The sequence below is a fragment of the Enterobacter sp. D2 genome (assembly GCF_034427575.1).
Lineage (GTDB): Bacteria > Pseudomonadota > Gammaproteobacteria > Enterobacterales > Enterobacteriaceae > Enterobacter > Enterobacter cloacae_M.
The window spans coordinates 499,465-525,210 of sequence record NZ_JAXQPP010000002.1 but is presented as its reverse complement, the minus strand read 5'-3'; the positions used below and the strand labels follow the sequence as shown (position 1 = coordinate 525,210).

The window sequence follows — 25,746 nt, the reverse complement described above, 5'->3', positions numbered from 1 at the left end:
GGTGACCTATGAGCAACACAGAAAGCATTATCGTTGGCCAGACAAAAACGTCCTCCTGGCGTAAGTCTGATACCACCTGGACGCTTGGCCTGTTTGGTACCGCCATTGGCGCAGGCGTGCTGTTCTTCCCCATTCGCGCTGGCTTTGGTGGATTGATCCCTATCCTGCTGATGCTGGTTCTCGCGTTCCCGATTGCGTTTTACTGCCACCGCGCGCTGGCGCGTTTGTGCCTCTCCGGCAGCAACGTCTCGGGCAACATCACCGAAACGGTGGAAGAGCACTTTGGAAAAACCGGCGGGGTGGTGATCACCTTCCTCTACTTCTTCGCTATTTGCCCGCTGCTGTGGATTTACGGCGTCACCATTACCAACACCTTTATGACCTTCTGGGAAAACCAGCTCCAGCTAACTGCGCTGAACCGCGGCGTGGTGGCGCTGTTCCTGCTGCTGCTGATGGCCTTTGTTATCTGGTTTGGTAAAGACCTGATGGTGAAGGTCATGAGCTTCCTGGTGTTCCCGTTTATCGCCAGCCTGGTGCTGATTTCCCTGTCGCTGATCCCTTACTGGAACTCGGCGGTGATTGACCAGGTCAACCTGAGCGATATCGCCTTCACCGGTCATGACGGCATTCTGGTCACGGTGTGGCTGGGTATCTCCATCATGGTCTTCTCCTTCAACTTCTCGCCTATCGTCTCCTCGTTTGTGGTCTCCAAGCGCGAAGAGTACGAGCCGGAGTTCGGTAAAGAATTCACCGAGCAGAAATGTTCCAAAATCATCGGTCGCGCCAGCATGCTGATGGTCGCCGTGGTGATGTTCTTCGCCTTTAGCTGCCTGTTTACGCTCTCTCCGCAGAACATGGCGGATGCTAAGGCGCAGAACATTCCGGTGCTCTCTTACCTGGCGAACCACTTTGCGTCAATGTCAGGAACCAAATCGACGTTCGCGACGGTACTGGAATACGGTGCCTCCATCATCGCGCTGGTCGCTATCTTCAAATCCTTCTTCGGTCATTACTTGGGCACGCTGGAAGGGCTGAACGGCCTGATCCTCAAGTTCGGCTACAAGGGCGATAAGAAGAAAGTCTCCGTTGGCAAGCTGAACACCATCAGCATGGTGTTCATCATGGGCTCCACCTGGGTTGTGGTCTACGCCAACCCGAACATTCTGGACCTTATTGAAGCCATGGGCGCACCAATCATCGCCTCTCTGCTGTGCCTGCTGCCGATGTATGCCATCCGCAAAGCACCGGTGCTGGCGAAGTACAAAGGGCGTACCGAGAACATTTTCGTTACCGCGGTCGGGCTGCTGACCATTCTGAATATCGTTTACAAACTGTTCTAACCCATTGCTCAGGAAGAGCGGAGTCACATGATGATTGAGTTTCCGGTTGTACTGGTTATTAACTGCGGATCGTCCTCTGTTAAGTTTTCGGTGCTCGACGCCAGCAGCTGCGATGCCCTGATGACGGGCATTGCAGATGGGATCAACACCGAGAAGGCCTTTATTTCCGTGAACGGGGGTGAGCCAGCCAGACTGGCTCACCAGGACTACGAAGGGGCGCTGGCTGCCATCGCCCTGGAGCTGGAGAAGCGTAACCTGATGAGCAGCGTGGCCTTAATTGGCCACCGCATTGCGCACGGGGGAAATCTCTTCAGCGAGTCGACCCTGATCACGGAAGAGGCGATCGCGCAGATCCGACAGGTTTCCCCGCTGGCGCCACTGCATAACTACGCCAACCTGAGCGGCGTGGAAGCCGCAGAGCGTCTGTTCCCGGGCGTGCAGCAGGTGGCGGTATTTGATACCAGCTTCCACCAGACGCTGCCGCCGCAGGCGTATCTGTACGGATTGCCGTACCGCTATTTTGAAGAGCTGGGCGTGCGCCGCTACGGCTTCCACGGCACCTCTCACCGCTACGTAGCCGCGCAGGCGCATACGCTTCTCGGGCTGTCCCCCGATGACAGCGGCCTGGTGATTGCCCATCTCGGCAACGGAGCCTCCATCTGCGCGGTGCGCAACGGCGAAAGCGTCGACACCTCGATGGGGATGACGCCGCTGGAAGGGCTGGTAATGGGGACGCGCTGCGGCGACGTGGACTTCGGCGCGATGGCGTGGATTGCCCAGCAGACCGGCCAGTCGTTCGAGGATCTGGAGCGCGTGGTCAATAAAGAGTCCGGGCTGCTGGGGATCTCCGGCATCTCCTCCGATTTACGTACGCTGGAGAAAGCCTGGCACGAAGGCAACGAGCGGGCGCAGCTGGCTATCCATACCTTCGTGCACCGCATTGCGCGGCATATCGCCGGGCACGCGGCGTCGCTGCACCGCCTGGATGGGGTGGTCTTTACCGGCGGTATTGGCGAAAACTCGAAGCTTGTCCGCGCGCTGGTGGCGGAACATCTGAAAGTCTTCGGCATCATCCTCGACGACGACAAAAATGCCCTGCCGGGCAGCGCGGGTGAGCGCGTGATCTCCACCGAATCGTCCCGCGTGGCCTGCGCGGTTATCCCTACCAACGAAGAAAAAATGATCGCGCTGGACGCCCTCCGTCTTGGAAAGGTTACCCCGGCCGCGGCTTACGCCTGATAAAGCGAGAAACACATGAAAGTAACAATCGATACGGGCGTCGCGCCCTACAGCGACGCATGGGCCGGGTTTCGCGGTGAAGAATGGAAAAACGCCGTCAACGTCCGCGATTTTATTCAGCATAACTACACCCCTTATGAAGGCGATGAAGCTTTCCTCGCGCAGGCGACGCCAGCAACGACGGCGCTGTGGCAGAAGGTAATGGTCGGCATTCGCCAGGAGAATGCCACCCACGCCCCGGTGGATTTTGACACCAACATTGCCACCACCATTACGGCCCACGGGCCGGGCTATATCGACCAGGATCTGGAGACGATCGTCGGCCTGCAAACCGATAAGCCGCTCAAGCGCGCGCTGCATCCGTATGGCGGGATCAACATGATCCGCAGCTCGTTCGAAGCCTATGGCCGGGAGATGGATCCGCAGTTCGAATACCTGTTTACCGACCTGCGCAAAACCCACAACCAGGGCGTGTTTGACGTCTACTCCCCGGAGATGATGCGCTGCCGTAAATCCGGCGTGCTGACCGGGCTGCCGGACGGCTACGGGCGCGGACGCATCATCGGTGACTATCGCCGCGTGGCGCTGTACGGGATCGCTTATCTGGTGCGCGAGCGCGAACTTCAGTTTGCCGATCTGCAGGGCAGGCTTGAGCGCGGCGAAGATCTGGAGGCGACGATCCGCCTGCGTGAAGAGCTGGCGGAGCACAGGCGCGCGCTGCTGCAGATCCAGCAGATGGCGGCGAACTATGGCTTTGATATTTCACGTCCGGCGATGAACGCCCAGGAAGCGGTGCAGTGGGTCTATTTTGCCTACCTTGCAGCGGTGAAATCCCAGAACGGCGGGGCGATGTCGCTGGGGCGTACGGCCTCGTTCCTCGATATCTACATTGAACGCGACATGCAGGCGGGGCGCCTGAATGAAGTCCAGTCGCAGGAGCTGATCGACCACTTCATCATGAAGATCCGCATGGTGCGCTTCCTGCGCACGCCGGAGTTCGACACGCTCTTCTCCGGCGATCCGATCTGGGCGACGGAAGTGATCGGCGGCATGGGGCTGGACGGGCGCACGCTGGTGACCAAAAACAGCTTCCGCTATCTGCATACCCTGCACACCATGGGGCCTGCGCCGGAGCCGAACCTGACGATCCTCTGGTCTGAACAACTGCCGATCGCGTTCAAGAAATACGCCGCTCAGGTGTCGATCGTCACCTCTTCGCTGCAGTATGAGAACGACGATTTGATGCGTGCGGACTTCAACAGCGACGACTACGCCATTGCCTGCTGCGTCAGCCCGATGGTGATCGGCAAGCAGATGCAGTTCTTTGGCGCGCGCGCCAACCTCGCCAAAACGCTGCTGTACGCGATCAACGGCGGGGTGGACGAGAAGCTGAAGATCCAGGTCGGCCCGAAAACCGAGCCGCTGCTGGACGACGTGCTGGATTACGACACCGTGATGGCGAGCCTCGATCACTTTATGGACTGGCTGGCGGTGCAGTACATCAGCGCCCTGAACCTCATTCACTACATGCATGATAAGTACAGCTACGAAGCCTCGCTGATGGCGCTGCATGACCGCGACGTCTATCGCACCATGGCCTGCGGAATTGCCGGGCTGTCGGTGGCGGCGGATTCCCTGTCGGCCATTAAATACGCCACGGTGAAGCCGGTGCGCGACCACACCGGTCTGGCGGTCGATTTTGTGATTGAAGGGGACTATCCGCAGTACGGCAACAACGACGACCGCGTGGACAGCATCGCCTGCGACCTGGTGGAGCGCTTTATGAAGAAAATTCAGGCGTTGCCAACCTACCGCAACGCGGTGCCAACCCAGTCGATCCTGACTATCACCTCCAACGTGGTATACGGCCAGAAGACCGGGAACACGCCGGACGGACGCCGCGGCGGCACGCCGTTTGCGCCAGGCGCGAATCCGATGCACGGCCGCGACAGAAAAGGGGCGGTAGCCTCGCTAACGTCGGTGGCCAAGCTGCCGTTCACCTATGCGAAAGACGGGATCTCCTACACCTTCTCCATCGTGCCGCAGGCGCTGGGCAAGGACGAGCTGGTGCGCAAAACCAACCTGGTGGGGCTGCTGGACGGGTACTTCCATCACGAAGCGTCCATTGAGGGCGGGCAGCATCTGAACGTCAACGTCATGAACCGGGAGATGCTCCTCGATGCCATTGCGCATCCCGAGAATTACCCGAACCTGACGATCCGCGTTTCAGGCTATGCGGTGCGTTTTAATGCGCTGACGCGCGAGCAGCAGCAGGATGTGATTTCGAGGACGTTTACGCAATCAATCTGACGACATTTAGGTCTCATGCCCCCTCAACCCTGGGGGCATTTTTTTGCCCGCTAAACATACAAAATTGTTTATATAATTACTCACACATATTCATCCGCTCTTGAAAAACAATACGCCTGCTTTTCCCTATCACAGCATGTAAGGACAGTAAGATGATGAAAATGACCCGTATTGCGCTGGTCGCCGCCTCGCTGGCAGTGTGCAGTTTTACGGTACAGGCCGCGAACGTTGAGGCTGCCCCGTCTCCCTCGCAGGATCCGCTGGTACAGCACCTGAAGCTCAGCAATGAGCAGGTTAAGAAGATTGAAGATCTGCATAAGCAGCTGGAACAAAATGTCAGCAAGATCCCGATGACGGGAGTGAAGGACGGCGCGCTGATCGACATGTTCCAGGCGGGTAAATGGGACGAAAGCACGGTGAAAAGCCAGCTTGCTGCCTTTAGCAAAATTGAAGAGCAGACCCGCTATTACCGCGTGAAATATTACTTCGACGTCAGCCAGGTGTTGACGCCGGAACAGCGTAAGCAGATTAGAACCGATATGGCTAACGCGCTGGCAGAGTGATTTCGTACGTTGCATACGGCGCCGGATGATTCTGCCGTGGCTCGATCGGTTCCCTCTCCCATTGGGAGAGGGTTAGGGTGGGGGCATTCTTTAAACCGGCAAATCAATCAGCAGCGCGCGAAGCGGCGTATCCGCCACCAGGGTGATATTCGCTTCATCACGAATAAACGCCCCGTCGCCGCAGGTGAGCGCTTCTTTCTCTTCCGTGTGCGTCACCGCATGTACCGTACCGTGAATAGACTGTAAATAGGCGCGCGGACCATGAAGCTGGAAGCTCGCCTGTTCACCTTTCTTCATTTCGATATGGTGCAGCCACACCTGCTGGCGCAGCTGCAGGCTACCTTTACTGCCGTCCGGCGATGCAATCAGCTGCTGCTTATCGCCCGTTAAATCTAACTTCTGTACCAGCGGATTTTCCCGCTCGGGGCAGGCGTCCAGCCACAGCTGCATACGGGTCAGCGTTTTATCTTTGCTGAGGTTATGCTCGCTGTAGCTGATGCCCGGCTGCGTGGAAATTAACAACGCTTCGCCAGCCTTTGCCTGGACATGATTGCCCTCGCTATCGCGGTATTCTGCCTCGCCTTCCAGGATCAGGTTCAGGATATCGACTTTCGGGTACGTACGCGGCTGGAAGGAGGCGCCAGGGGCGAGCACTTCCTGATTCAACACGCGCAGTGAAGCGTAACCGAGGAGTTTAGGGTCAAAGTAGTGTCCAAAGGAAAAGGTGTAGCGGGCCTGCAGCCAACCGAAATCGGCTTGTCCGCACTGTTTAGCTGTTCTTGTCGTAATCATAAACTTGACCTCTCTTTACACTAAAACAATGGTAAAGGTATGGACGCTGCATTGTTAGCCAGATATTCTGCCCGGTATGTTCAAATTTCCTGAATGAGAACGAGATGGCTAAAGAGAGAGCATTGACGCTTGAGGCGCTTCGCGTCATGGACGCGATTGACCGGCGCGGCAGTTTTGCGGCGGCGGCAGATGAGCTGGGGCGCGTTCCGTCTGCGCTAAGCTACACCATGCAGAAGCTGGAGGAAGAGCTGGACGTGGTGCTGTTTGACCGCTCCGGTCATCGAACAAAATTCACCAACGTGGGGCGAATGCTGCTGGAGCGCGGCCGCGTGCTGCTGGAAGCGGCGGACAAGCTCACGACGGACGCCGAAGCGCTGGCGCGCGGCTGGGAAACCCATCTGACGTTAGTTACCGAAGCGCTGGTGCCGACTGAAGCGCTGTTCCCGCTGGTGGACCGCCTGGCGGCGAAGGCCAATACGCAGCTGTCAATCATCACCGAGGTGCTGGCAGGCGCGTGGGAACGTCTGGAGACGGGCAGGGCGGATATTGTGATTGCGCCTGACATGCACTTCCGTTCCTCATCGGAAATCAACTCGCGCAAGCTCTACAGCGTGATGAACGTCTATGTTGCCGCACCCAATCACCCGATTCACCAGGAGCCGGAGCCGCTCTCTGAAGTGACGCGCGTGAAGTATCGCGGCGTGGCGGTAGCGGATACCGCGCGCGAGCGTCCGGTGCTGACGGTGCAGCTGCTGGATAAGCAGCCACGCCTGACGGTGACCTCGCTGGAAGACAAACGGCAGGCGCTGCTGGCCGGTCTGGGCGTGGCGACGATGCCGTACCCGTTTGTGGAGAAAGATATTGCGGAAGGGCGACTGCGCGTTGTCAGCCCGGAATACACCAGCGAAGTGGATATCATTATGGCGTGGCGCCGCGACAGCATGGGCGAAGCCAAATCCTGGTGTCTACGCGAAATTCCGAAGCTTTTTGCCCACCACAATAAATAAGGATATAGGCCCGGATCGCTGTGCGCCACCGGGCCATTATTTATGCGTCGAGCTTCGGATCCGGACCAAAGCGGTTCTCGCCCGGCGTGCCGCTCTGGCAGTTGAAAATCAAAATCACGATCCAGCCAACAAGCGGGATCAGCAGCAGCAGTAACCACCACGCTGAACGATCGGTGTCGTGCAGCCGACGGAACAGTACCGCCCACGATGGTAGCAGGACTAACAGGCCATAAATGGTGGTCAGTACGCCTTCACCGCCAGCCCGCTCCCAGCCAAGAATTTTATCCACGATGCCCAGCACCATAATCAGGACGAAGTTCACCAGAACGAACATCCAGTACTCTTTGCGGCGGGCACGGCCACCAAATCCAATGTAGTTGCGCAGTACTTTTAAATACCAGTCCATTTTTCCTTGCCTCATTAGTCAGTCAATCACTTGTTTTCTAAGCGATCGAGGTAAGGATAGATGGAGATTGTGAATTAAAAAAGGGCATCCATCGATGCCCTTAATATTTATCCAAAACGCACGTCGCGCCCGTGCGGTTCTTCCAGGTTCTGCCACGGGCCGATGGAGATAATACCCGTCGGGTTGATGGTCTTGTGGCTGCGGAAATAGTGGGTGCGAATATGGTCGAAGTCGACCGTGTCGGCAATACCCGGCATCTGGTAGATGTCGCGCAGAAAACCATGCAGGTTCAGGTAGTCGCTGATGCGGTGCTTGTCGCACTTAAAGTGGGTGACATAGACCGGATCGAAGCGAACCAGCGTGGTCCACAGGCGAATGTCCGCTTCCGTCAGGCGATCGCCCGTCAGGTAGCGATGCTGGCCCAGGATCTGCTCGAGACGCTCAAGCGATTCAAACACCTTTCCGACCGCTTCGTCATACGCTTCCTGGCTGGTGGCGAAACCGGCCTTGTAGACACCGTTGTTGACGTTGTCGTAAATCCAGCTGTTCAGCTCGTCAATTTTCTCACGCAGCTCAGCCGGATAGTAATCTCCGGCGCGGGCACCGTGCGCGTCAAAGGCGGTATTGAACATGCGGATGATTTCCGCAGACTCATTGCTGACAATCGTCTGGTTTTTCTTGTCCCACAGCACCGGCACGGTAACGCGCCCGGTGTAGTGAGGATCGGCGCGCAGATAGAGCTGGTAAAGGAAATCGTGGTGGTAAAGATCGTCGCCGGTCGCCGCGGGGAAATCACTGTCAAACGTCCAGCCGTTTTCCAGCATCAGCGGGTTCACGACCGAAACCGGAATTAAGGATTCGAGACCCTTAAGCTTGCGCACAATCAGCGTGCGGTGTGCCCACGGGCAGGCAAGGGAAACATAAAGATGATAACGGTCTTTCTCAGCCGCGAAGCCGCCTTCGCCGCTCGGGCCTGGCGCGCCGTCGGCGGTCAGCCAGTTACGGAAGGCCGAAACTGAGCGCTTGAAGCGACCTCCGGTGGATTTGGTGTCATACCAGACATCCTGCCATACGCCGTCTACGAGTTGTCCCATTTTTTCTCCTCCGTCAGATAGCAAAAGCGAGGAGATGTCTCCTCGCTTTGTGTTTATTCAGTATAGCGTGCTTACCACTTCTTATTCAGAACGCGGTCGATGCTGTATGCACCCGGGCCGGTGACGGCCAGCAGCAGGAAGCCACCCGCGATGGTCAGGTTTTTCATGAACATCAGAGAGTTCACGCCTTCCGCAAAGTTGCTGTGGAAGATGAACGCTGTCAGCACGGTGAAGCCTGCGGTAAACAGCGCGGTGGTACGGGTCAGGAAGCCGAACAGTACCGCCAGGCCGCCGCCGAACTCAAGAAGAATGGTCAGCGGCAACAGGAACCCCGGAACGCCCATGGCTTCCATATACTGCTGGGTACCCGCATAACCGGTGATTTTTCCCCAACCTGCCACGATGAACAGAATTGGCATCAGAATACGCGCTACCAGTACACCAACATCTTCTAATTTTTTCATTTTACTCTCCAGGAAACCACATGAGCGGCTGAACATTATTTGTCTGCAATTCCGGGTAGATACCGCGGCGTTGCTGTCGATGGAGAGGATAATAAACGGGGCGGGTGGTAATTGTTAGCAAGGAAAACTGTCAATCTTCTTCAAAGATATTGAGTAAGGGGACGTGCGCGCTGGTGTCTCACCCCAACCCTCTCCCACGGGGAGAAGGCGCAAAAACAAAAAACGGTAACCTGAGTTACCGTTTTGTATCACCGCAGCTGCTGCTGCCGCAAAGTGGCTTTCACCAGACGCCAGGCGCTCCAGGCGCCGAATCCACGACGTGCCCAGCGGATGAGCATATTTGGATGACGAACCGTCCAGATAGCCATCACGCTGCTGCCGACCAGCGCCCATGAGCGCAGGCTCAGGAAGGTGTTCCAGCCGCGGTCAAACCGTCGCGTCGCGTCAATCCAGTCGCGGCGGCTGGCAGACAGATCCAGCCGTTGCTGCTGGATCTGACTTAACAGGTACGCTTTTCGCTTCTGACGTTCCGCTTTATCGCTCACGGCTTGTCATCCTCCAGCAGAGCGCGATCGTTCGCCAGCTCCTGACGCGTATGGCGCAGGAAAGTGGACTTGCGCGCTTTACGCAGCGTCCAGATACCGCCTATCAAAGCGGCGACCAGCAGAACGACGGTGGTGGCAATCATCGCGTTAAGACGATACTGCGGATCGATGGCCCAGATGATTAACACCATCAGGCTCATCAGACCAAACGCGGCGAAGAGCATGGTCAGCCCGAGCATCAGCAGCATCTGGAAGAGGTTCGCTTTCTCCTCTTCCAGCTCGACCACTGCCAGCCGGACGCGCGTTTCGGCAATCCCGACCAGCGTCGTTAAAATACGCTGGCCGATGCCGAGGACGTTGTTAGCAGGCCCTTGTGCGTGACGAGGATCTTCCATATCAGCGACGCGTCAGAAGGACACCCAGTACCACACCCACTGCGGCACCAATCCCTACACCCGTCCATGGATTATCACGCACATATTCGTCCGCGCGGGCAGCCGCTTCGCGGGTCTGTTTCGCCAGCGCATCACCGGTTTCACCCAGGCGATAGCGGCTCTCTTTCAGCGCCTGCTCCGCCTTGCTGCGCAGCTTGCTGACCTCTTCTTTTGACTTGTCAGCAGAGGAGTTCAGCACCTCTTCAAGGGTATCGGCCAGGGATTTCAGTTCAGCGCGCAGATGTTCAGACGTCGTATCTTTTGACATGATTCTCTCTCCTGTTGAGATTTCCGTTAACTCAATAATCGCGAGCTTCCAGCGCTTTCAGGTCATCCTGCGCTTCTTTCAACTTCTTCTCGCGCTTGGCAATTTTTTCCGCATCTCCTTTCTCTTTCGCTTCCTGCAGGTCGCGACGGCGCTCGGCTATCTCGTCCTTCTGTTCAGCGATTTTCTTCTTGTGGTCGGCACGAAGCTTGCTGTCTGAACAGTTCGCTTTCACTTCGCTCAGCGCTTTTTTAAGACCATCAACACGGTGCTGATTGTTATGCTTTTCGGCATAACCGATCTCACGCTGAATATCCTGTTCTTTCTCCTGACAGAGAGAGTTTGCGAAGGATGCTGTGCTTAAAGAAAAAAGGGCCAGAGCCAGAGTCATGCGGAATTTCATTATCGAAACCTTCCATTGTGTTGCGGCGTTTGCCGCTATCCAAAGTTATGCGGAGTACATTGAGGGGTGCTCCGCGTACTTAAGCATAGTAAGTAAACGGGGGATTCACCAAAGTGAGTGAAAAGATTCGGAATCCTGGAAGTTATCCAAACCGATGCGACGTATCACGAATCAATGACAGCCAGGCTGCAGGCTGGCTGTCATCTTCCTGCTGGGCAATGATATACCCGTGCGGCAGCGTACGGTCGAGAACCACTTTCGCGGCGGCACTTTGCGCACGGGAATCAAACTTGATCAGTAAAACGTCGTCCTGCGGGGTAATGCTCTTAAAGCGGATCCCGTTCGCGTCCAGATGATGCCAGACAGAAAAACCGTCAGGCACGCTGGCGCCCTGGTTTACCGGGCGGATGGCCAGCGTCGATTCCTGATGCGAAAGCGCGCTCCATGCCAGCAGCATGGCGCTGAGGACGATCAGCGTAATCACGGCAACGGCAAAACGGCGCAGGGCGAGCGGTGAGATAACCATCGTTAGCCTCTGGCTCCGTATTTCTTCTTCCACAGGACAACCAGTGAGCCAATCAGGCCGAAGACCAGCAGAACCACAGGAAGCAGCATCAGGCAGGACATCAGCTGGTCTTCATATTTCATAAAGACCGGCGTTTTACCCAGTGCATAGCCCAGCGTCGTCAGAATAAGCACCCATAGCAGGCCGCTCATCCAGTTAAAGAACTGGAAGCGCGCGCTGCTCAACCCCGACAGACCGGCAATGGTCGGCAGCAGGGTGCGAACAAAGGCGATAAAGCGGCCAATCAGCAGCGCGGAAAGCCCGTGCTTGTGGAAAAGGTGGTGCGCCCGCTGGTGATAATGCGCGGGAAGATGAGAGAGCCAGTTCTGGACGATCCGGGTATTGCCCAGCCATCTTCCCTGGATATAGCTCACCCAGCAGCCGAGGCTGGCCGCCACGGTCAGTAATAAAATGGTGTGTGGAAACGCCATCGCCCCTTTGGCACACAGCACGCCGACAAGCACCAGCAAACTGTCACCGGGCAGGAAGGCAGCAGGCAGCAAACCGTTCTCAAGGAACAGGATCATAAACAAGACGAAATAGAGCATGCCAATCATGGAAGGGTTGGCCAGCGTTTCAAAATCCTGCGCCCAGAGGGCATGCAGCAGTTGGGTCAAAAGTTCCATTCAGTGTTCCTGGAAATCGGTTAACGTCACGCCTGTTATCCGGGACAAACAGCACGGCGACGTTGTTGTGATTTCATTATGGTCGCTCGCGGACACATTGCGGTGTGGCCAACACTGTTCCCTGTTAATTGGCTGGTTAGCAAGCACTAACTTACAAAATAAGGAATTGAATCCAATTGTAACAAAGCCCAACGTTCTGCGTCACAGAATTTGCAGGGGTGAGTTGATTTTGGCGTAAGCCCAGGAAGTGAGCGAGGGGATTTACAAAGGCTGACACTATATATGTTTTGCTTACTCCTGTAAGCCGGAAGGCGCAACGTAGCGCCTGCCAGCAGAAAGGTCATCTATTTTGCGGCACTGGAAGCCGTATCGAGATGAACAACCGGATTATCGGCAAAAAGATAGCGGTCAGCGTTAAATTCGAAGTCATCGCTGGTTTCGTTGAACAGCATCTGCTTGGTGTTTTCCAGGTGCTGCCACATCGCCAGCTTAGCGGCATGCGGATCTTTACGAATCAGCGCCTTAAGGATTTGGTCGTGATCGTCGCACCAGTTGTCAACGGTACGGGAATCGATATGGTCGTGCAGTTTTTTCCAGTACGGGTTGTGAACGCGCTGAGTCCACATTTTTTCTACGATAGCTGCCAGCGCCGTATTTTGGGTTGCCAGGGCGACCTGAACGTGGAACTGCAGATCCCACTCTGAATCGCGGAAACATTTTTCCTTACGGGCATTCTCCTGGATCTCCATCAGCTTCATGATGTCCTGCTTGGTCACCTGCGTCGCCGCAAACTCAGCAATATTGCTTTCGATCAGCTGGCGAGCCTGGAGCAGCTCGAAGGGGCCATAGCTGGCGAATTCCAGACTTTCGTCCGCGATGGGAGAGTGTTTCGGCAGATTAGAAATCACGTGAATGCCGGAGCCTTTACGTACCTCAACGTAGCCTTCCACTTCCAGCATGATAATCGCTTCACGCACCACGGTGCGGCTGACGCTTTTTTCATCCGCGATAAAGCGCTCGGCGGGAAGTTTATCACCGACAAGATAGACCCCTTGCTCGATGCGATCTTTCAGCTCCGCAGCAAGTTGTTGATATAAACGACGTGGTTCGGTGATTTCCATATGCGCTCCAGGCAGGGTACGGCAGATGATTTGTTATACCACTTTTGCGTGCCACTCTCCAGATTTTGCCATTAAAAAAGCCGCCCGGAGGCGGCTTAGTTGAAACGTATTTTCGCTAACTCTGCGTAGCCGGTTTGCCAATGGACTCTTTCGCCAGCTCCTCTGCCGATTTGCTTTTCAGCACCGTCCAGATAACCACTGCACCCATCAGGTCAAAGATCGCCAGCACCGCGAACAGCGGGCTGAAGCCGATGGTATCCGCCAGCGCGCCGACCACCAGTGCAAACATGGTGCTCGCGGTCCAGGCGGCCATCCCGGTCAGGCCGTTGGCGGTTGCCACTTCGTTACGACCAAAGACGTCAGACGAGAGCGTAATCAGCGCGCCGGACAGGGACTGGTGAGCAAAGCCACCGATGCACAGCAGGGCAATGGCGACGTACGGGCTGGTGAACAGGCCGATCATACCCGGGCCAATCATCAGCAGCGCGCCCATGGTCACCACCATCTTACGGGAAACGATCAGGTTCACGCCAAACCAGCGCTGGAACAGCGGTGGCAGGTAGCCGCCCACGATACAGCCCAGGTCAGCGAACAGCATTGGCATCCAGGCGAACATCGCGATCTCTTTCAGGTTAAAGCCGTAGACTTTAAACATGAACAGGGGGATCCACGCGTTAAAGGTACCCCAGGCCGGTTCAGCCAGGAAGCGCGGCAGGGCGATACCCCAGAACTGACGGGTGCCCAGGATCTGCCAGACGGTCATTTTTTTACCGTTGTTGGTCTGATGCTGCGCTTCCTGACCGCCAATGATGTATTCACGTTCTTCTTCAGACAGTTTTTTCTGATCGCGCGGGTGTTTATAGAAAACCAACCACGCCATCGCCCAGGCAAAGCTCAGCACGCCAGAGATAATGAACGCCATCTGCCAGCTGTGCATCACGATCGCCCACACCACCAGCGGCGGCGCTATCATCGCCCCGATGGACGAGCCCACGTTGAAGTAGCCGACGGCAATGGAACGCTCTTTCGCCGGGAACCACTCGGAGCTGGCCTTCAGACCCGCCGGGATCATCGCGGCTTCAGCCGCACCGACCGCACCGCGCGCCAGCGCCAGTCCACCCCAGCTGCCTGCCAGCGCGGTTGCGCCGCAGAACACCGCCCAGGCGATGGCGAAGAAGGCATAACCGATTTTGGTTCCGAGAATATCCAGCACATAGCCCGCAACAGGCTGCATGATGGTATAAGCCGCGGAATAGGCGGCAATGATGTAGGAGTATTGCTGCGTGGAGATATGCAGCTCTTCCATCAACGTTGGCGCTGCTGCTGCCACCGTGTTACGCGTCAGGTAGCCCAGCACGGTGCCTAACGTCACCAGTGCGATCATATACCAACGTAACCCTTTAATTTTACGCATCTAAAACCTCATCGTTATGTTATTTCCGCGCCAGAGCACGGCAACCTCTCAACCGTTTCCGGGAGCAGTTGTGTAACGGGAGGGGCGTAACCAGGAGCATGTCCCGGAACGGCCCGAACCTTGCCATAAGTAAGCGTGCATAAGTCGGTATCCGTACCGTTAAACCCGATGTCTCTCACACCGGTAATGCATTCCGTCGGCTTATAGTTTGCGACGGCGAAAAGATAACTTGTCATACAGCTTTAAAAGGTGAGTGACATCACAAATGTATGATTCTTTGTGGGGACATTAATCGTCGCGCGCAAAGCCAGTACTGGCGGGGGTTGCAGAAGGGTTTACTTCATTGAGGGTAATTTATTTGTTGGCGTTTATTGATCTCACTCACGAAAAAAGCTTCGGTTGGTGGAAATTGGTGTGATAACTTTGCAGCATATGAACATACGCTTTCTGCGCTCCCGTAATGAGGAAGACGATAATGACGCCGTTTATGACCGAAGATTTTCTGTTAGATACCGAATTTGCTCGCCGTCTGTACCACGACTACGCAAAAGACCAGCCGATTTTCGACTACCACTGCCATTTACCGCCGCAGCAGGTTGCCGAAAATTATCGCTTCAAAAACCTGTATGACATCTGGCTGAAGGGTGACCACTACAAATGGCGTGCCATGCGCACCAACGGCGTGGCTGAGCGCCTGTGTACCGGCGATGCGACCGACCGCGAGAAGTTTGACGCCTGGGCGGCAACCGTTCCGCACACCATCGGCAACCCGCTTTATCACTGGACCCATCTTGAGCTCCGCCGTCCGTTTGGCATCACCGGCAAGTTGCTTTCCCCAACGACCGCGGATGAAATTTGGGATCGCTGCAACGCGCTGCTGGCGCAGGATAACTTCTCCGCGCGCGGCATCATGAAGCAGATGAACGTGAAGATGGTGGGCACCACCGACGATCCGATCGACTCTCTGGAGCATCATGCCGTTGTCGCGAAAGACACCTCTTTCGATATCAAAGTGCTGCCAAGCTGGCGCCCGGACAAAGCCTTCAACATTGAGCAGGCCACCTTCACCGACTACATGGCGAAGCTGGCGGAAGTGTCGGATACCGACATCCGTCGTTTCGCTGACCTGCAAACCGCGCTGACCAAACGTCTGGATCACTTCGCCGCGCACGGCTGCAAAGTGTCTGACCACGCGCTGGACGTGGTGCTGTTTGCGGAATCAAACGAAGCCGAGCTGGACAGCATTCTGGCGCGTCGTCTCTCCGGCGAAGGCTTAAGCGAGCACGAAGTGGCGCAGTTTAAAACGGCGGTGCTGGTATTCCTCGGTGCGGAATACGCGCGTCGCGGATGGGTACAGCAGTACCACATCGGCGCGCTGCGCAATAACAACCAGCGCCAGTTCAAACTGATCGGCGCTGACGTGGGCTTCGACTCCATCAACGATCGTCCGCTGGCGGAAGAGCTGTCAAAACTGCTGAGCAAACAGAACGAACAAAACCTGCTGCCAAAAACCATCCTGTACTGCCTGAACCCGCGCGATAACGAAGTGCTGGGTACCATGGTCGGCAACTTCCAGGGCGAAGGGATGCCGGGCAAGATGCAGTTCGGTTCCGGCTGGTGGTTCAACGATCAGAAAGACGGCATGGAACGTCAGATGACGCAGCTCGCGCAGCTGGGCCTGCTGAGCCGCTTTGTCGGCATGCTGACCGACAGCCGCAGCTTCCTGTCCTATACCCGTCATGAATACTTCCGCCGCATTCTGTGCCAGATGATTGGCCGCTGGGTACACGCGGGCGAAGCGCCAGCGGATATCCAGCTGTTGGGAGAAATGGTGAGAAATATCTGCTTTAACAATGCGCGTGACTACTTCGCCATTGAACTGAACTAAGGCCGTTTGAGGTTGATATGCAATACATCAAAATCCATTCGCTGGATAACGTGGCCGTCGCGCTGACGGATCTCGGTGAAGGCGACGTGGTGACCATGGATAACCAGAGCGTCACCCTGCGTCAGGCGATCGTTCGTGGACATAAGTTTGCCCTGATCCCCATTGCGAAAGGGGAGAACGTGGTGAAGTACGGTTTGCCCATCGGCCATGCGCTGGCGGATATTGCGCCGGGTGAATACATTCACTCACACAATACCCGCACCAATCTGAGCGATCTGGACGAGTACAGCTATCAACCTGATTTACCCGCAGAAGAACGTCAGGCGGCGGATCGTGAGGTGCAGATCTACCGTCGCGCCAGCGGCGACGTGGGGATCCGCAACGAGCTGTGGATCCTCCCGACCGTCGGCTGCGTCAACGGAATTGCGCGTCAGATCCAGACTCGCTTCCTGAAAGAGACCAACGATGCCGAAGGCACTGACGGCGTGCATCTGTTCAGCCACACTTACGGCTGCTCGCAGCTCGGCGACGACCACATCAATACCCGCACTATGCTGCAAAACATGGTGCGCCACCCGAATGCGGGCGCGGTGCTGGTGATTGGCCTGGGCTGCGAGAACAATCAGGTGGACGCCTTCCGCGACACGCTGGGCGAGTTCGATCCTGAGCGCGTGCATTTTATGGTGTGCCAGCATCAGGACGACGAAGTTGAAGCGGGCGTTGAGCAGCTTCACCAGCTTTATGAGGTGATGCGCCACGACAGGCGCGAGCCGGGCAAGCTGAGCGAGCTGAAGTTTGGGCTTGAGTGCGGCGGGTCTGATGGCCTTTCCGGTATTACTGCCAATCCGATGCTGGGCCGCTTCTCGGATTACGTGATTGCCAACGGCGGCACGACGGTGTTGACCGAAGTGCCGGAAATGTTCGGCGCGGAGCGTATTCTGATGAGCCACTGCCGCGACGAAGAGACCTTTGAGAAGACCGTCACCATGGTGAACGACTTCAAACAGTATTTCATCGCCCACAATCAGCCGATTTACGAGAATCCGTCGCCGGGCAACAAAGCGGGTGGGATCACCACGCTGGAAGAGAAATCCCTCGGCTGCACCCAGAAAGCGGGCGCGAGCCAGGTGGTTGACGTGCTGCGCTACGGCGAGCGCCTGAAAACCCACGGTCTGAATCTGCTGAGCGCACCGGGCAACGATGCGGTCGCCACCAGCGCGCTGGCGGGTGCCGGCTGCCATATGGTGCTGTTCAGTACCGGTCGCGGTACGCCGTACGGCGGTTTTGTGCCGACGGTGAAAATCGCCACCAACAGCGAGCTGTCGGCAAAGAAAAAGCACTGGATCGACTTTGATGCGGGCCAGCTGATTCACGGCAAAGCCATGCCGCAGCTGCTGACGGAATTCGTGGATACTATCGTGGAATTTGCTAACGGCAAGCAGACCTGTAACGAAAAGAACGACTTCCGCGAGCTGGCGATCTTCAAGAGTGGTGTGACGCTGTAATCGGTGCGGCCTGATGCCCTCACCCTGACCCTCTCCCACGGGGAGAGGGTACAAACACTAAAAACGGCAACCGTTGGTTGCCGTTTTGCATTTACCCTGTAGGCCCGGTAAGACGTAGCCGCCACCGGGCTTTTGTTTTTAACTGCGCAGGGCGTTCTTCGCTAAACGCGCGTCTTCCGCCTGACAGGCCGCTGCGGTAAAAAGCACGTCGGTAGAGGAGTTCAGCGCGGTTTCGCAGGAGTCCTGCAGCACGCCGATGATAAAGCCGACGGCCACAACCTGCATCGCAATCTCGTTCGGGATGCCGAACATATTACACGCCAGCGGGATCAGCAGCAGCGAACCGCCCGCCACGCCGGATGCGCCACAGGCACACAGTGATGCCACCACGCTCAGCAGCAGCGCGGTTGGCAGATCCACCGGAATGCCCAGCGTATGCACCGCCGCCAGGGTCAGAACGGTAATGGTGATTGCCGCGCCCGCCATGTTCACGGTTGCGCCCAGCGGGATCGACACGGAATAGGTATCGCGGTCCAGGTTCAGCTTCTCCGCCAGCGCCATGTTAACCGGAATGTTCGCCGCAGAGCTGCGGGTGAAAAAGGCATACACGCCGCTCTCGCGCAGGCAGGTCAGCACCAGCGGATACGGGTTGCGGCGGATCTGCCAGAACACCAGCAGCGGGTTGATCACCAGCGCCACCAGCAGCATACAGCCGACCAGCACAACCAGCAGCTGCGCGTAGCCCCACAGCGCGTCGAAACCGGTGGTTGCAAGCGTAGAGGAGACCAGCCCGAAAATACCGATTGGCGCAAAGCGAATCACCAGCTTCACCATAAAGGTCACGGCATTGGACAGATCGTTGACCAGGTTTTTCGTGGTGTCGTTACCATGACGCAGCGCGAAGCCCAGACCAATCGCCCAGACCAGGATGCCAATGTAGTTTCCGCTCATCAGCGCGGTGATGGGGTTAGAAACCATGCTCATCAGCAGTCCGCGCAGCACTTCGACAATGCCGGATGGCGGCGTGATGTCACCGGCCGCGCTGGTCAGGTGCAGCGTGGACGGGAACAGGAAGCTGAACACCACGGCCGTTAAGGCCGCCGAGAAGGTTCCCAGCAGATACAGGAACAAAATAGGGCGAATGTTGGTTTTTTGTCCGTGCTGGTGGTTGGCAATCGACGCCATGACCAGCATCAGAACCAGTACCGGTGCTACGGCCTTCAGCGCGCCAACGAAAAGGGTCCCGAGTAGCCCCGTGGCCTCCGCCGCAGGTTTTGACACCATCGCCAGCAGAATACCCAGCACCAGCCCGACCAGAATTTGTTTAACGAGGCTGCCCTGCGCCAGGCGCGCGAACAGTCCGCTTGATTGTGTGCTCATACGTATTTCCTGAGTGAAATTGCGTTCCATCCCGGATGTGCTCTTAGTCACATTTATGTCCGGATGTAAGTAAATGTTTGCCTGGTCGAGTATAGGGAATGCGCGAAAGGAAGGAAGCGTAAAATGCTGGATTTTACGTGTTGCGTCATGTTTTTTAACTATTGATTAACGAAAGTGCCGGGTGGCGCTACGCTTACCCGGCCTACATTGCATTTCCCCCTCTCCCAGTGGGAGAGGGTCGGGGTGGGGGCATCAGCCCTTTTATTCCACCTGCTGCTTCTTATCGTGCTGGCGGTTAACCCAGGTATTGATAATCAGCGTCACGATCAGAATGCCAAACACCACGCCGAGCGAAATGGCGATCGGGATATGGTAGAAATCGACGATCAGCATCTTGATACCGATAAACACCAAGATCACCGACAGACCGTACTTCAGCATTGAGAAGCGCTCCGCCGCGCCCGCCAGCAGGAAGTACATCGCACGCAGGCCGAGAATGGCGAAGAGGTTAGACGTCAGGACGATGAACGGGTCGGTGGTCACCGCGAAGATCGCCGGAATGCTGTCCACCGCGAAAATCACGTCGCTCAGCTCAACCAGAATCAGCACCAGCAGCAGCGGGGTGGCAAACAGCAGGCCGTTCTTGCGCACGAAGAAGTGCTCGCTCTCGATCTTGTCGGTCATGCGCAGATGACCGCGGATCCACTTCACCAGCGGGCGATCGCCAATCGCGGAGCCGTCCTCTTTCGCCAGCGCCATTTTGACCCCGGTGAACAGCAGAAACGCGCCGAAGACGTACAGCAGCCATTCGAACTGGGTAATCAGCCAGCTGCCGGCGAAGATCATGATGGTACGCAGAATGATCGCCCCCAGCACGCCGTATACCAGCACGCGGCGCTGAAGGGCCGCAGGCACGGCGAAATAGCTGAACAGCATCAGCCAGACGAAGACGTTATCGACCGCCAGGGCTTTTTCAATCAGATAACCGGTGAGGAAGGCGAGCGCCTGAGGATCGGCCACCGCGCGGCCTTCGGTCGAGGCCAGATACCACCAGAAGGCAGCGCAGAAGAGCAGAGAGAGGGTGACCCACACCAGCGACCAAGCGGCGGCCTGTTTCATGGTCATGCCGTGCGCGCCGCGACGTCCCTGCAAAAAGAGGTCGATCGCCAGCATGATGAGCACGACAACCGCGAATCCGCCCCACAACATTGGAGTGCCGACAGAATGCATACTATTTTCCTTACACATAAAAAACAAAAACGGCCATGGTCAGAAGACGATAGCCGTTAGCTTTTTATGCATAGACCTCGCCTTCCGGCAAGGTCTCACTTACAACCACGAAGGTTGCCCGGCGACCGGATGCGTGTTTAACGCATCGTAATGACGATCAACCGACGAAGAAGTTACTCCCCTTTGCAGGTAACAAAATATGTCAGACCATTGGTTTCGTCAATGGTCTGCGCCGTTTCATTACACAGCTTTACGCGATAGCTTCCGCGCTCACGCCGTCAGCCGGGAACACCACGCCTGTCTGACGGCGGATCTCCGTTTGCAGCTTCGCCGTGGTGCGGCTCACCGCAAGGCCTGGGTGATTCACTTCGTTGTCTTCCACCAGACGGGCGAAGACCTCTGCCTCATAGAGCATAGTGTTAATATGCTGAGGCTGCGTCAGCTCCTGCGCTTTGCCGCCGCGCGGCACAAAACTCACCTTCTGGCACTCGGAGATCTTCTCGATAACCAGCGAGCCCGCTTCGCCCTGAATTTCGCTCGGCAGCGCGGAATCGCTCACCTTGGAGTGCTGCAGCGTGACGCTGAAATCACCGTAATCCAGCACCGCTACACCGTGCGCATCCACGCCGCTCTCCAGCAGGCTGGCGGTGGCCGTCACGCCATGCGGCTCGCCCCACAGGGCCACGGCAGAGGCCAGGCAGTAGAAACCTATGTCCATAATCGAGCCGTTAGAGAAGGCCGGATTAAAGGTGTTCGGGTTCTCGCCGTCAAGATAGCGCTGGTAGCGCGACGAGTACTGGCAGTAGTTGATAAAGGCTTTACGCACCTTGCCAATTTTCGGCAGGGACTGCTGCAGCAGCAGGAAATTCGGCAGGCTGGCGGTTTTGAAGGCTTCGAACAGCACCACCTGGTTTTCGCGGGCAAGCGCAATGGCCGCTTCCACTTCCTGGATATTCGACGCCAGCGGCTTCTCGCAAATCACATGCTTTTTATGGCTGAGGAACAGCTTCGTTTGCGGGAAGTGCAGGGAGTTCGGGCTGGCGATATACACCGCGTCAATGGCGTCGCTTTGCGCCATGTCATCAAGCGAGGTGAAGAGATGCTCAACGAGGTAATCGTTGGCAAAACTCTGCGCCTGCTCAAGGCTGCGGGAATAGACTGCGGTAAGTTTCAGTTTGCCGGTTTCGTGGGCGGCGTCGACGAACTGGCGCGTGATCCAGTTCGTTCCAATGACTGCGAAACGTATCATAAACGTTTACGTACTCCGTAGCGGGGAACCTTTAGCCACTGTAGCACGTCATCATGACAATTCGCGTGCGCTATTCCGCATTACCATTTAACGATAAATGCGTAAGCCATAGTCGGGTATCAAACTCCAGCTGGTGGTACTGCGGCTCCATGTGGCAGCACAGGGAATAGAACGCTTTGTCGTGCTCTTTCTCCTTCAGGTGCGCCAGCTCGTGGACGACGATCATCCGCAGAAAGGCTTCCGGCGCGTTACGGAAAACCGTCGCGACGCGGATTTCGGCCTTCGCCTTCAGCTTGCCGCCCTGTACGCGGGAGACGGCGGTGTGCAGGCCGAGCGCGTTTTTCAGCACGTGGATCTTGTTGTCATACATCACCTTGTTGATCGGCGGCGCGCTCTTCAGATACCTGCTTTTCAGATCCTGCGTATACTGCCAGAGGGCCTTATCGGTCGCGAAATCGTGGGTGCCGGGATAGCGTTTTTCCAGCACCGCGCCGAGCTTCTGCTCGGCAATCAGGCTGCGAACCTGAGTCAGTAAATGCTCCGGATAGCCCTGGAGATAAGTAAGTTGGTTCATCAACGCCCCAAATCGACAATAAAACGGGTATACTCACGCACCCTTTTCAGGGATACGCCAAATTTTACCATTCAGGAGGGCCGATGAGCCACTTAGACAACGGTTTCCGTTCACTCAACCTTAAACGTTTCCCGGAAACGGATGACGTTAACCCGCTTCAGGCGTGGGAAGCGGCGGATGAATATCTGCTGCAGCAGTTGGATGAGACTGAAATCCGCGGCCCGGTTTTGATCCTGAATGACGCCTTTGGCGCGCTGGGCTGCGCCCTGGCGGAGCACACGCCTTACAGCATCGGCGATTCCTACCTGAGCGAGCTGGCGACGCGTGAAAACCTGCGCCATAACGACATCGAAGAATCCAGCGTGAAGTTCCTCGACAGCACCGCGGACTACCCGCAGGCGCCGGGCGTGGTGCTGATCAAAGTGCCAAAAACCATGGCGCTGCTGGAGCAACAGCTGCGCGCGCTGCGTAAGGTCGTGACGCCGGAAACGCGCATTATCGCGGGAGCCAAAGCGCGCGATATTCACACTTCGACGCTCGAGCTGTTCGAGAAGGTCCTCGGCCCGACCACCACCACGCTGGCCTGGAAAAAAGCGCGCCTGATCAACTGTACCTTCAGCGCACCGGAGCTGGCCGACGCGCCGGAGACCCTGAGCTGGAAGCTGGAAGGGACCGACTGGACCATCCACAACCACGCGAACGTCTTCTCCCGCACCGGGCTGGATATCGGCGCGCGTTTCTTTATGGAACATCTGCCGGAAAATCTGGAAGGTGAGATTGTCGATCTGGGCTGCGGTAACGGCGTGATTGGGCTGACGCTGTTGGCGAAGAACCCGGACGCCAGCGTGGTGTTCAGCGACGAATCGCCGATGGCGGTGGCCTCCAGCCGTCTGAACGTGGAAACCAACATGCCGGAAGCGCTGGACCGCTGCGAGTTTATGATCAACAACGCGCTGTCCGGCGTAGAGCCGTTCCGCTTCAACGCCGTGTTCTGCAACCCGCCGTTCCACCAGAAGCACGCCCTGACGGATAACGTCGCGTGGGAGATGTTCCACCACGCGCGCCGCTGCCTGAAAATCAACGGCGAGCTATACATCGTGGCGAACCGCCACCTGGACTACTTCCACAAGCTGAAGAAGATTTTCGGCAACTGCGTCACCATTGCGACGAACAATAAGTTCGTGGTGCTGAAGGCGGTGAAGCTGGGACGTCGTCGTTAAATAACCAGTGCAAGCTGGGTGCCCTGCGCAATCGCCCGCCGCGCGTCCAGCTCCATCGCCACGTCGCACCCGCCGATCAAATGCACCGTTTTACCGGCTTCGCGCAGCGGATCGGCCAGATCGCGCTTCGGCTCCTGCCCGGCGCATAAAATCACATGATCCACACGTAACAACTGCGGCTCGCCGCCGATCGTGACGTGCAGACCCTCGTCGTCGATCTTCTGGTAGCTGACCGCCGGGATCATCTTCACCCCGCGCGAGAGCAGGGTGGCGCGGTGGATCCATCCCGTGGTTTTGCCCAGCCCTTCGCCCGGCTTGCTGGCCTTGCGCTGCAGCATCACGATCTGGCGCGGGCTTTTCGGCAGCTGCGGCCCTTCCGGGCGCAGCCCGCCGGACTGGTTCAGGCTGGTGTCGATACCCCATTCCACGCAAAACTCGGCAATGTTCTGGCTGGTGGCCTCGCCCGGCTGGCTTAAGTACATGGCGGTATCAAAGCCGATCCCGCCGCAGCCGATAATCGCCACCTTCTCGCCGACCGGCGTTTTGTCACGCAATACATCCAGATAGCTCAACACCTTCGGATGATCGATACCCTCGATCGCCGGCGTGCGCGGCACGATCCCGCTCGCCAGGATCACCTCGTCGAAACCGGTCAGATCCGCTGCGCTGACAAACTGGTTAAGCCGCAGATCGACGCCCGTCAGCTCGATCATCCGGCGGTAGTAGCGCAGCGTTTCATAGAACTCCTCTTTGCCGGGGATCTGTTTGGCGATATTAAACTGCCCGCCAATCTCCGCCAGCGCATCAAACAGCGTCACGCTGTGCCCGCGCGAGGCGGCATTCACCGCAAACGCCAGCCCCGCCGGGCCTGCGCCCACCACGGCCAGGCGTTTTTTACTGACCGCCGCAACGATCGGCATTTTGGTTTCATGGCAGGCGCGCGGGTTAACCAGGCAAGAGGTGACCTTGCCGACGAAGATCTGATCCAGACAGGCCTGGTTACAGCCGATGCAGGTGTTGATCTCATCCGCACGGCCGCTTTGCGCTTTGGAGAGCAGTTCGGCATCCGCCAGGAACGGACGCGCCATCGACACCATATCGGCGTCGCCTCGCGAAATCACATCGTCCGCCACCTGCGGATCGTTAATGCGGTTGGTGGTGACCAGCGGAACAGAGACTTTGCCTTTCAGTTTCCGTGTTACCCAGCTGAACGCCGCGCGCGGCACCGGCGTGGCGATAGTCGGTATGCGCGCCTCGTGCCAGCCGATGCCGGTGTTGATAATCGTGGCACCTGCGGCTTCAATCGCCTGCGCCAGCTGCACGGTTTCGTCGAACGTGCCGCCGCCTTCCACCAGGTCGAGCATCGACAGGCGGAAGACGATAATAAAGTCTGCGCCCGCACGTTCGCGCACCGCGCGCACCACCTCCACGGCAAAGCGCATCCGGCGGGCATAGTCGCCGCCCCATTCGTCGTCGCGCTGGTTGGTGCGGGCCGCGAGGAACTCGTTAATCAGGTAGCCTTCTGAGCCCATCACCTCAACGCCGTCGTAGCCCGCCTCGCGGGCCAGCGCCGCGCAGCGGGCAAAGTCGTCGATCAGCGCCAGGATCTCATCGTGGCTGAGGGCGTGAGGTTTAAAGCGGTTGATTGGCGCCTGAATGGCCGACGGCGCGACCAGGTTCGGCTGATAGCTGTAGCGTCCGGTGTGCAGGATTTGCAGGGCGATTTTACCGCCCTCGCGGTGTACCGCGTCGGTCACAATGCGGTGGTGTGGCAGCTGTGACGCATCGTTCAGGACCGCGCCGCCCTCCATGCCCACGCCGGAAGGGGCAGGGGCCACGCCGCCGGTGACAATCAGCGCCACACCGTGGCGGGCGCGCTCGGCATAGAAGGCTGCCAGACGCTCGGCCCCGTCCGGATGCTCCTCCAGCCCGGTGTGCATCGAGCCCATCAACACGCGGTTTTTGAGTGTGGTGAACCCCAGATCGAGAGGGGCGAATAACGACGGGTAGCGGCTCATAGTCTCTTCCAGTGTAAAATTATTGTTATGTGGTCGGATGAGTTACTAATTTAGCCAGCGGGGAGTAAAAGGGAAAAGGCGAATGCAGTGATTG

General features: G+C 57.3%; 25 protein-coding genes. 8 read left to right on the top strand and 17 right to left on the bottom strand.

What is annotated here, in order from left to right; translation table 11 throughout:
• Positions 1–8: 8 nt before the first annotated feature.
• The 4 genes from tdcC to SPG90_RS14735 all read left to right on the top strand — a co-directional run bounded on the left by tdcC (position 9) and on the right by SPG90_RS14735 (position 5,452).
• Positions 9–1,340 (top strand): threonine/serine transporter TdcC, encoded by a 1,332-nt coding sequence (gene tdcC, locus SPG90_RS14750; protein ID WP_322408209.1) that lies wholly within the window; start codon positions 9–11, stop codon positions 1,338–1,340.
• Between the two features lie 30 nt (positions 1,341–1,370).
• Positions 1,371–2,579: a propionate kinase gene (gene tdcD, locus SPG90_RS14745; RefSeq protein WP_045403590.1), complete on the top strand. Its 1,209-nt coding sequence runs from the start codon at positions 1,371–1,373 to the stop codon at positions 2,577–2,579.
• Between the two features lie 15 nt (positions 2,580–2,594).
• Positions 2,595–4,889, top strand: a complete 2,295-nt coding sequence (gene pflB, locus SPG90_RS14740; protein WP_322408208.1) for a formate C-acetyltransferase — start codon at positions 2,595–2,597, stop codon at positions 4,887–4,889.
• Between the two features lie 152 nt (positions 4,890–5,041).
• On the top strand, positions 5,042–5,452 hold the full coding sequence (locus SPG90_RS14735) for a Spy/CpxP family protein refolding chaperone (protein ID WP_023309296.1): 411 nt from the start codon (positions 5,042–5,044) through the stop codon (positions 5,450–5,452).
• Between the two features lie 90 nt (positions 5,453–5,542).
• Here the strand turns inward: SPG90_RS14735 and SPG90_RS14730 are convergent, their stop codons facing one another.
• Positions 5,543–6,244, bottom strand: coding sequence for a pirin family protein (locus tag SPG90_RS14730; protein ID WP_126303123.1), 702 nt, complete (start codon positions 6,242–6,244; stop codon positions 5,543–5,545).
• Between the two features lie 104 nt (positions 6,245–6,348).
• Here SPG90_RS14730 and yhaJ point away from each other — a divergent pair, with 104 nt between their 5' ends.
• Positions 6,349–7,251, top strand: coding sequence for a DNA-binding transcriptional regulator YhaJ (gene yhaJ / locus SPG90_RS14725; protein WP_008503135.1), 903 nt, complete (start codon positions 6,349–6,351; stop codon positions 7,249–7,251).
• Between the two features lie 40 nt (positions 7,252–7,291).
• Here yhaJ and SPG90_RS14720 read toward each other — a convergent pair whose 3' ends face one another.
• The 11 genes from SPG90_RS14720 to SPG90_RS14670 all read right to left on the bottom strand — a co-directional run bounded on the left by SPG90_RS14720 (position 7,292) and on the right by SPG90_RS14670 (position 14,588).
• Positions 7,292–7,657, bottom strand: a complete 366-nt coding sequence (locus SPG90_RS14720; RefSeq protein ID WP_023309294.1) for a DUF805 domain-containing protein — start codon at positions 7,655–7,657, stop codon at positions 7,292–7,294.
• A 107-nt stretch (positions 7,658–7,764) separates the two neighbouring features.
• A complete protein-coding gene (locus tag SPG90_RS14715) occupies positions 7,765–8,751 on the bottom strand; it encodes a glutathione S-transferase family protein (RefSeq protein ID WP_023309293.1) in 987 nt (328 codons plus the stop codon).
• Positions 8,752–8,822: 71 nt separating this feature from the next.
• Positions 8,823–9,215: a DoxX family protein gene (locus SPG90_RS14710; protein ID WP_023309292.1), complete on the bottom strand. Its 393-nt coding sequence runs from the start codon at positions 9,213–9,215 to the stop codon at positions 8,823–8,825.
• Between the two features lie 248 nt (positions 9,216–9,463).
• The gene (locus SPG90_RS14705) at positions 9,464–9,760 is read right to left on the bottom strand and encodes a YqjK-like family protein (RefSeq protein ID WP_014885330.1); all 297 of its coding nucleotides are present in this window, start codon (positions 9,758–9,760) and stop codon (positions 9,464–9,466) included.
• A complete protein-coding gene (locus SPG90_RS14700; protein WP_014885329.1) occupies positions 9,757–10,155 on the bottom strand; it encodes a phage holin family protein in 399 nt (132 codons plus the stop codon). The genes SPG90_RS14705 and SPG90_RS14700 overlap by 4 nt, the downstream gene beginning before the upstream one ends.
• A gap of 1 nt (position 10,156) precedes the next feature.
• A complete protein-coding gene (locus SPG90_RS14695; RefSeq protein WP_008503141.1) occupies positions 10,157–10,462 on the bottom strand; it encodes a DUF883 family protein in 306 nt (101 codons plus the stop codon).
• A gap of 31 nt (positions 10,463–10,493) precedes the next feature.
• Positions 10,494–10,862 carry a DUF1090 domain-containing protein gene (locus SPG90_RS14690; protein WP_023309291.1) on the bottom strand — a complete coding sequence of 123 codons (369 nt, stop codon included), beginning with the start codon at positions 10,860–10,862 and terminating at the stop codon, positions 10,494–10,496.
• 142 nt (positions 10,863–11,004) lie between these two features.
• Complete coding sequence (gene mzrA / locus SPG90_RS14685) at positions 11,005–11,388, bottom strand: EnvZ/OmpR regulon moderator MzrA (protein WP_023309290.1); 384 nt, start codon at positions 11,386–11,388, stop codon at positions 11,005–11,007.
• Positions 11,389–11,390: 2 nt separating this feature from the next.
• Positions 11,391–12,053, bottom strand: coding sequence for a DedA family general envelope maintenance protein YqjA (gene yqjA / locus SPG90_RS14680; protein ID WP_023309289.1), 663 nt, complete (start codon positions 12,051–12,053; stop codon positions 11,391–11,393).
• A 344-nt stretch (positions 12,054–12,397) separates the two neighbouring features.
• Complete coding sequence (gene exuR / locus SPG90_RS14675; RefSeq protein WP_126303122.1) at positions 12,398–13,174, bottom strand: transcriptional regulator ExuR; 777 nt, start codon at positions 13,172–13,174, stop codon at positions 12,398–12,400.
• Positions 13,175–13,289: 115 nt separating this feature from the next.
• Positions 13,290–14,588 (bottom strand): MFS transporter, encoded by a 1,299-nt coding sequence (locus tag SPG90_RS14670; RefSeq protein ID WP_029739665.1) that lies wholly within the window; start codon positions 14,586–14,588, stop codon positions 13,290–13,292.
• Between the two features lie 475 nt (positions 14,589–15,063).
• Between SPG90_RS14670 and uxaC the strand changes: the two genes are divergently transcribed.
• Positions 15,064–16,476: a glucuronate isomerase gene (gene uxaC / locus SPG90_RS14665; RefSeq protein WP_029739666.1), complete on the top strand. Its 1,413-nt coding sequence runs from the start codon at positions 15,064–15,066 to the stop codon at positions 16,474–16,476.
• A 17-nt stretch (positions 16,477–16,493) separates the two neighbouring features.
• Positions 16,494–17,981 (top strand): altronate dehydratase family protein, encoded by a 1,488-nt coding sequence (locus SPG90_RS14660; RefSeq protein ID WP_322408207.1) that lies wholly within the window; start codon positions 16,494–16,496, stop codon positions 17,979–17,981.
• A 138-nt stretch (positions 17,982–18,119) separates the two neighbouring features.
• Here SPG90_RS14660 and sstT read toward each other — a convergent pair whose 3' ends face one another.
• From sstT to SPG90_RS14640, 4 genes are all read right to left on the bottom strand, one after another.
• On the bottom strand, positions 18,120–19,361 hold the full coding sequence (gene sstT, locus SPG90_RS14655; RefSeq protein WP_029739668.1) for a serine/threonine transporter SstT: 1,242 nt from the start codon (positions 19,359–19,361) through the stop codon (positions 18,120–18,122).
• A gap of 261 nt (positions 19,362–19,622) precedes the next feature.
• Entirely contained in the window at positions 19,623–20,591 is a 969-nt protein-coding gene (locus tag SPG90_RS14650; RefSeq protein WP_023309283.1) for a TerC family protein, read from the bottom strand.
• Positions 20,592–20,841: 250 nt separating this feature from the next.
• Positions 20,842–21,840, bottom strand: coding sequence for a Gfo/Idh/MocA family protein (locus SPG90_RS14645; RefSeq protein ID WP_045354014.1), 999 nt, complete (start codon positions 21,838–21,840; stop codon positions 20,842–20,844).
• A 70-nt stretch (positions 21,841–21,910) separates the two neighbouring features.
• Positions 21,911–22,414 carry a YgjP-like metallopeptidase domain-containing protein gene (locus SPG90_RS14640; RefSeq protein WP_023309281.1) on the bottom strand — a complete coding sequence of 168 codons (504 nt, stop codon included), beginning with the start codon at positions 22,412–22,414 and terminating at the stop codon, positions 21,911–21,913.
• Between the two features lie 83 nt (positions 22,415–22,497).
• On the opposite strand from SPG90_RS14640, the gene rlmG reads away from it, so the two are divergent.
• Complete coding sequence (gene rlmG / locus SPG90_RS14635; protein ID WP_045354012.1) at positions 22,498–23,634, top strand: 23S rRNA (guanine(1835)-N(2))-methyltransferase RlmG; 1,137 nt, start codon at positions 22,498–22,500, stop codon at positions 23,632–23,634.
• On the opposite strand, the gene SPG90_RS14630 is transcribed toward rlmG, so the two are convergent.
• Complete coding sequence (locus SPG90_RS14630) at positions 23,631–25,652, bottom strand: NADPH-dependent 2,4-dienoyl-CoA reductase (RefSeq protein WP_045403458.1); 2,022 nt, start codon at positions 25,650–25,652, stop codon at positions 23,631–23,633. The genes rlmG and SPG90_RS14630 overlap by 4 nt on opposite strands.
• Positions 25,653–25,746: the final 94 nt, after the last annotated feature.

Coding starts and splice junctions, on each gene's coding strand:
- tdcD (WP_045403590.1), top strand. CDS start 1,371: ATGATTGAGTTTCCGGTTGTACTGGTTATTAACTGCGGATCGTCCTCT.
- SPG90_RS14695 (WP_008503141.1), bottom strand. CDS start 10,462: ATGTCAAAAGATACGACGTCTGAACATCTGCGCGCTGAACTGAAATCC.
- SPG90_RS14670 (WP_029739665.1), bottom strand. CDS start 14,588: ATGCGTAAAATTAAAGGGTTACGTTGGTATATGATCGCACTGGTGACG.
- SPG90_RS14640 (WP_023309281.1), bottom strand. CDS start 22,414: ATGAACCAACTTACTTATCTCCAGGGCTATCCGGAGCATTTACTGACT.
- SPG90_RS14650 (WP_023309283.1), bottom strand. CDS start 20,591: ATGCATTCTGTCGGCACTCCAATGTTGTGGGGCGGATTCGCGGTTGTC.
- SPG90_RS14735 (WP_023309296.1), top strand. CDS start 5,042: ATGATGAAAATGACCCGTATTGCGCTGGTCGCCGCCTCGCTGGCAGTG.
- SPG90_RS14660 (WP_322408207.1), top strand. CDS start 16,494: ATGCAATACATCAAAATCCATTCGCTGGATAACGTGGCCGTCGCGCTG.
- yqjA (WP_023309289.1), bottom strand. CDS start 12,053: ATGGAACTTTTGACCCAACTGCTGCATGCCCTCTGGGCGCAGGATTTT.
- rlmG (WP_045354012.1), top strand. CDS start 22,498: ATGAGCCACTTAGACAACGGTTTCCGTTCACTCAACCTTAAACGTTTC.
- SPG90_RS14715 (WP_023309293.1), bottom strand. CDS start 8,751: ATGGGACAACTCGTAGACGGCGTATGGCAGGATGTCTGGTATGACACC.
- SPG90_RS14720 (WP_023309294.1), bottom strand. CDS start 7,657: ATGGACTGGTATTTAAAAGTACTGCGCAACTACATTGGATTTGGTGGC.
- exuR (WP_126303122.1), bottom strand. CDS start 13,174: ATGGAAATCACCGAACCACGTCGTTTATATCAACAACTTGCTGCGGAG.
- SPG90_RS14690 (WP_023309291.1), bottom strand. CDS start 10,862: ATGAAATTCCGCATGACTCTGGCTCTGGCCCTTTTTTCTTTAAGCACA.
- tdcC (WP_322408209.1), top strand. CDS start 9: ATGAGCAACACAGAAAGCATTATCGTTGGCCAGACAAAAACGTCCTCC.
- uxaC (WP_029739666.1), top strand. CDS start 15,064: ATGACGCCGTTTATGACCGAAGATTTTCTGTTAGATACCGAATTTGCT.
- SPG90_RS14630 (WP_045403458.1), bottom strand. CDS start 25,652: ATGAGCCGCTACCCGTCGTTATTCGCCCCTCTCGATCTGGGGTTCACC.
- SPG90_RS14710 (WP_023309292.1), bottom strand. CDS start 9,215: ATGAAAAAATTAGAAGATGTTGGTGTACTGGTAGCGCGTATTCTGATG.
- SPG90_RS14700 (WP_014885329.1), bottom strand. CDS start 10,155: ATGGAAGATCCTCGTCACGCACAAGGGCCTGCTAACAACGTCCTCGGC.
- yhaJ (WP_008503135.1), top strand. CDS start 6,349: ATGGCTAAAGAGAGAGCATTGACGCTTGAGGCGCTTCGCGTCATGGAC.
- SPG90_RS14645 (WP_045354014.1), bottom strand. CDS start 21,840: ATGATACGTTTCGCAGTCATTGGAACGAACTGGATCACGCGCCAGTTC.
- sstT (WP_029739668.1), bottom strand. CDS start 19,361: ATGAGCACACAATCAAGCGGACTGTTCGCGCGCCTGGCGCAGGGCAGC.
- SPG90_RS14730 (WP_126303123.1), bottom strand. CDS start 6,244: ATGATTACGACAAGAACAGCTAAACAGTGCGGACAAGCCGATTTCGGT.
- pflB (WP_322408208.1), top strand. CDS start 2,595: ATGAAAGTAACAATCGATACGGGCGTCGCGCCCTACAGCGACGCATGG.
- mzrA (WP_023309290.1), bottom strand. CDS start 11,388: ATGGTTATCTCACCGCTCGCCCTGCGCCGTTTTGCCGTTGCCGTGATT.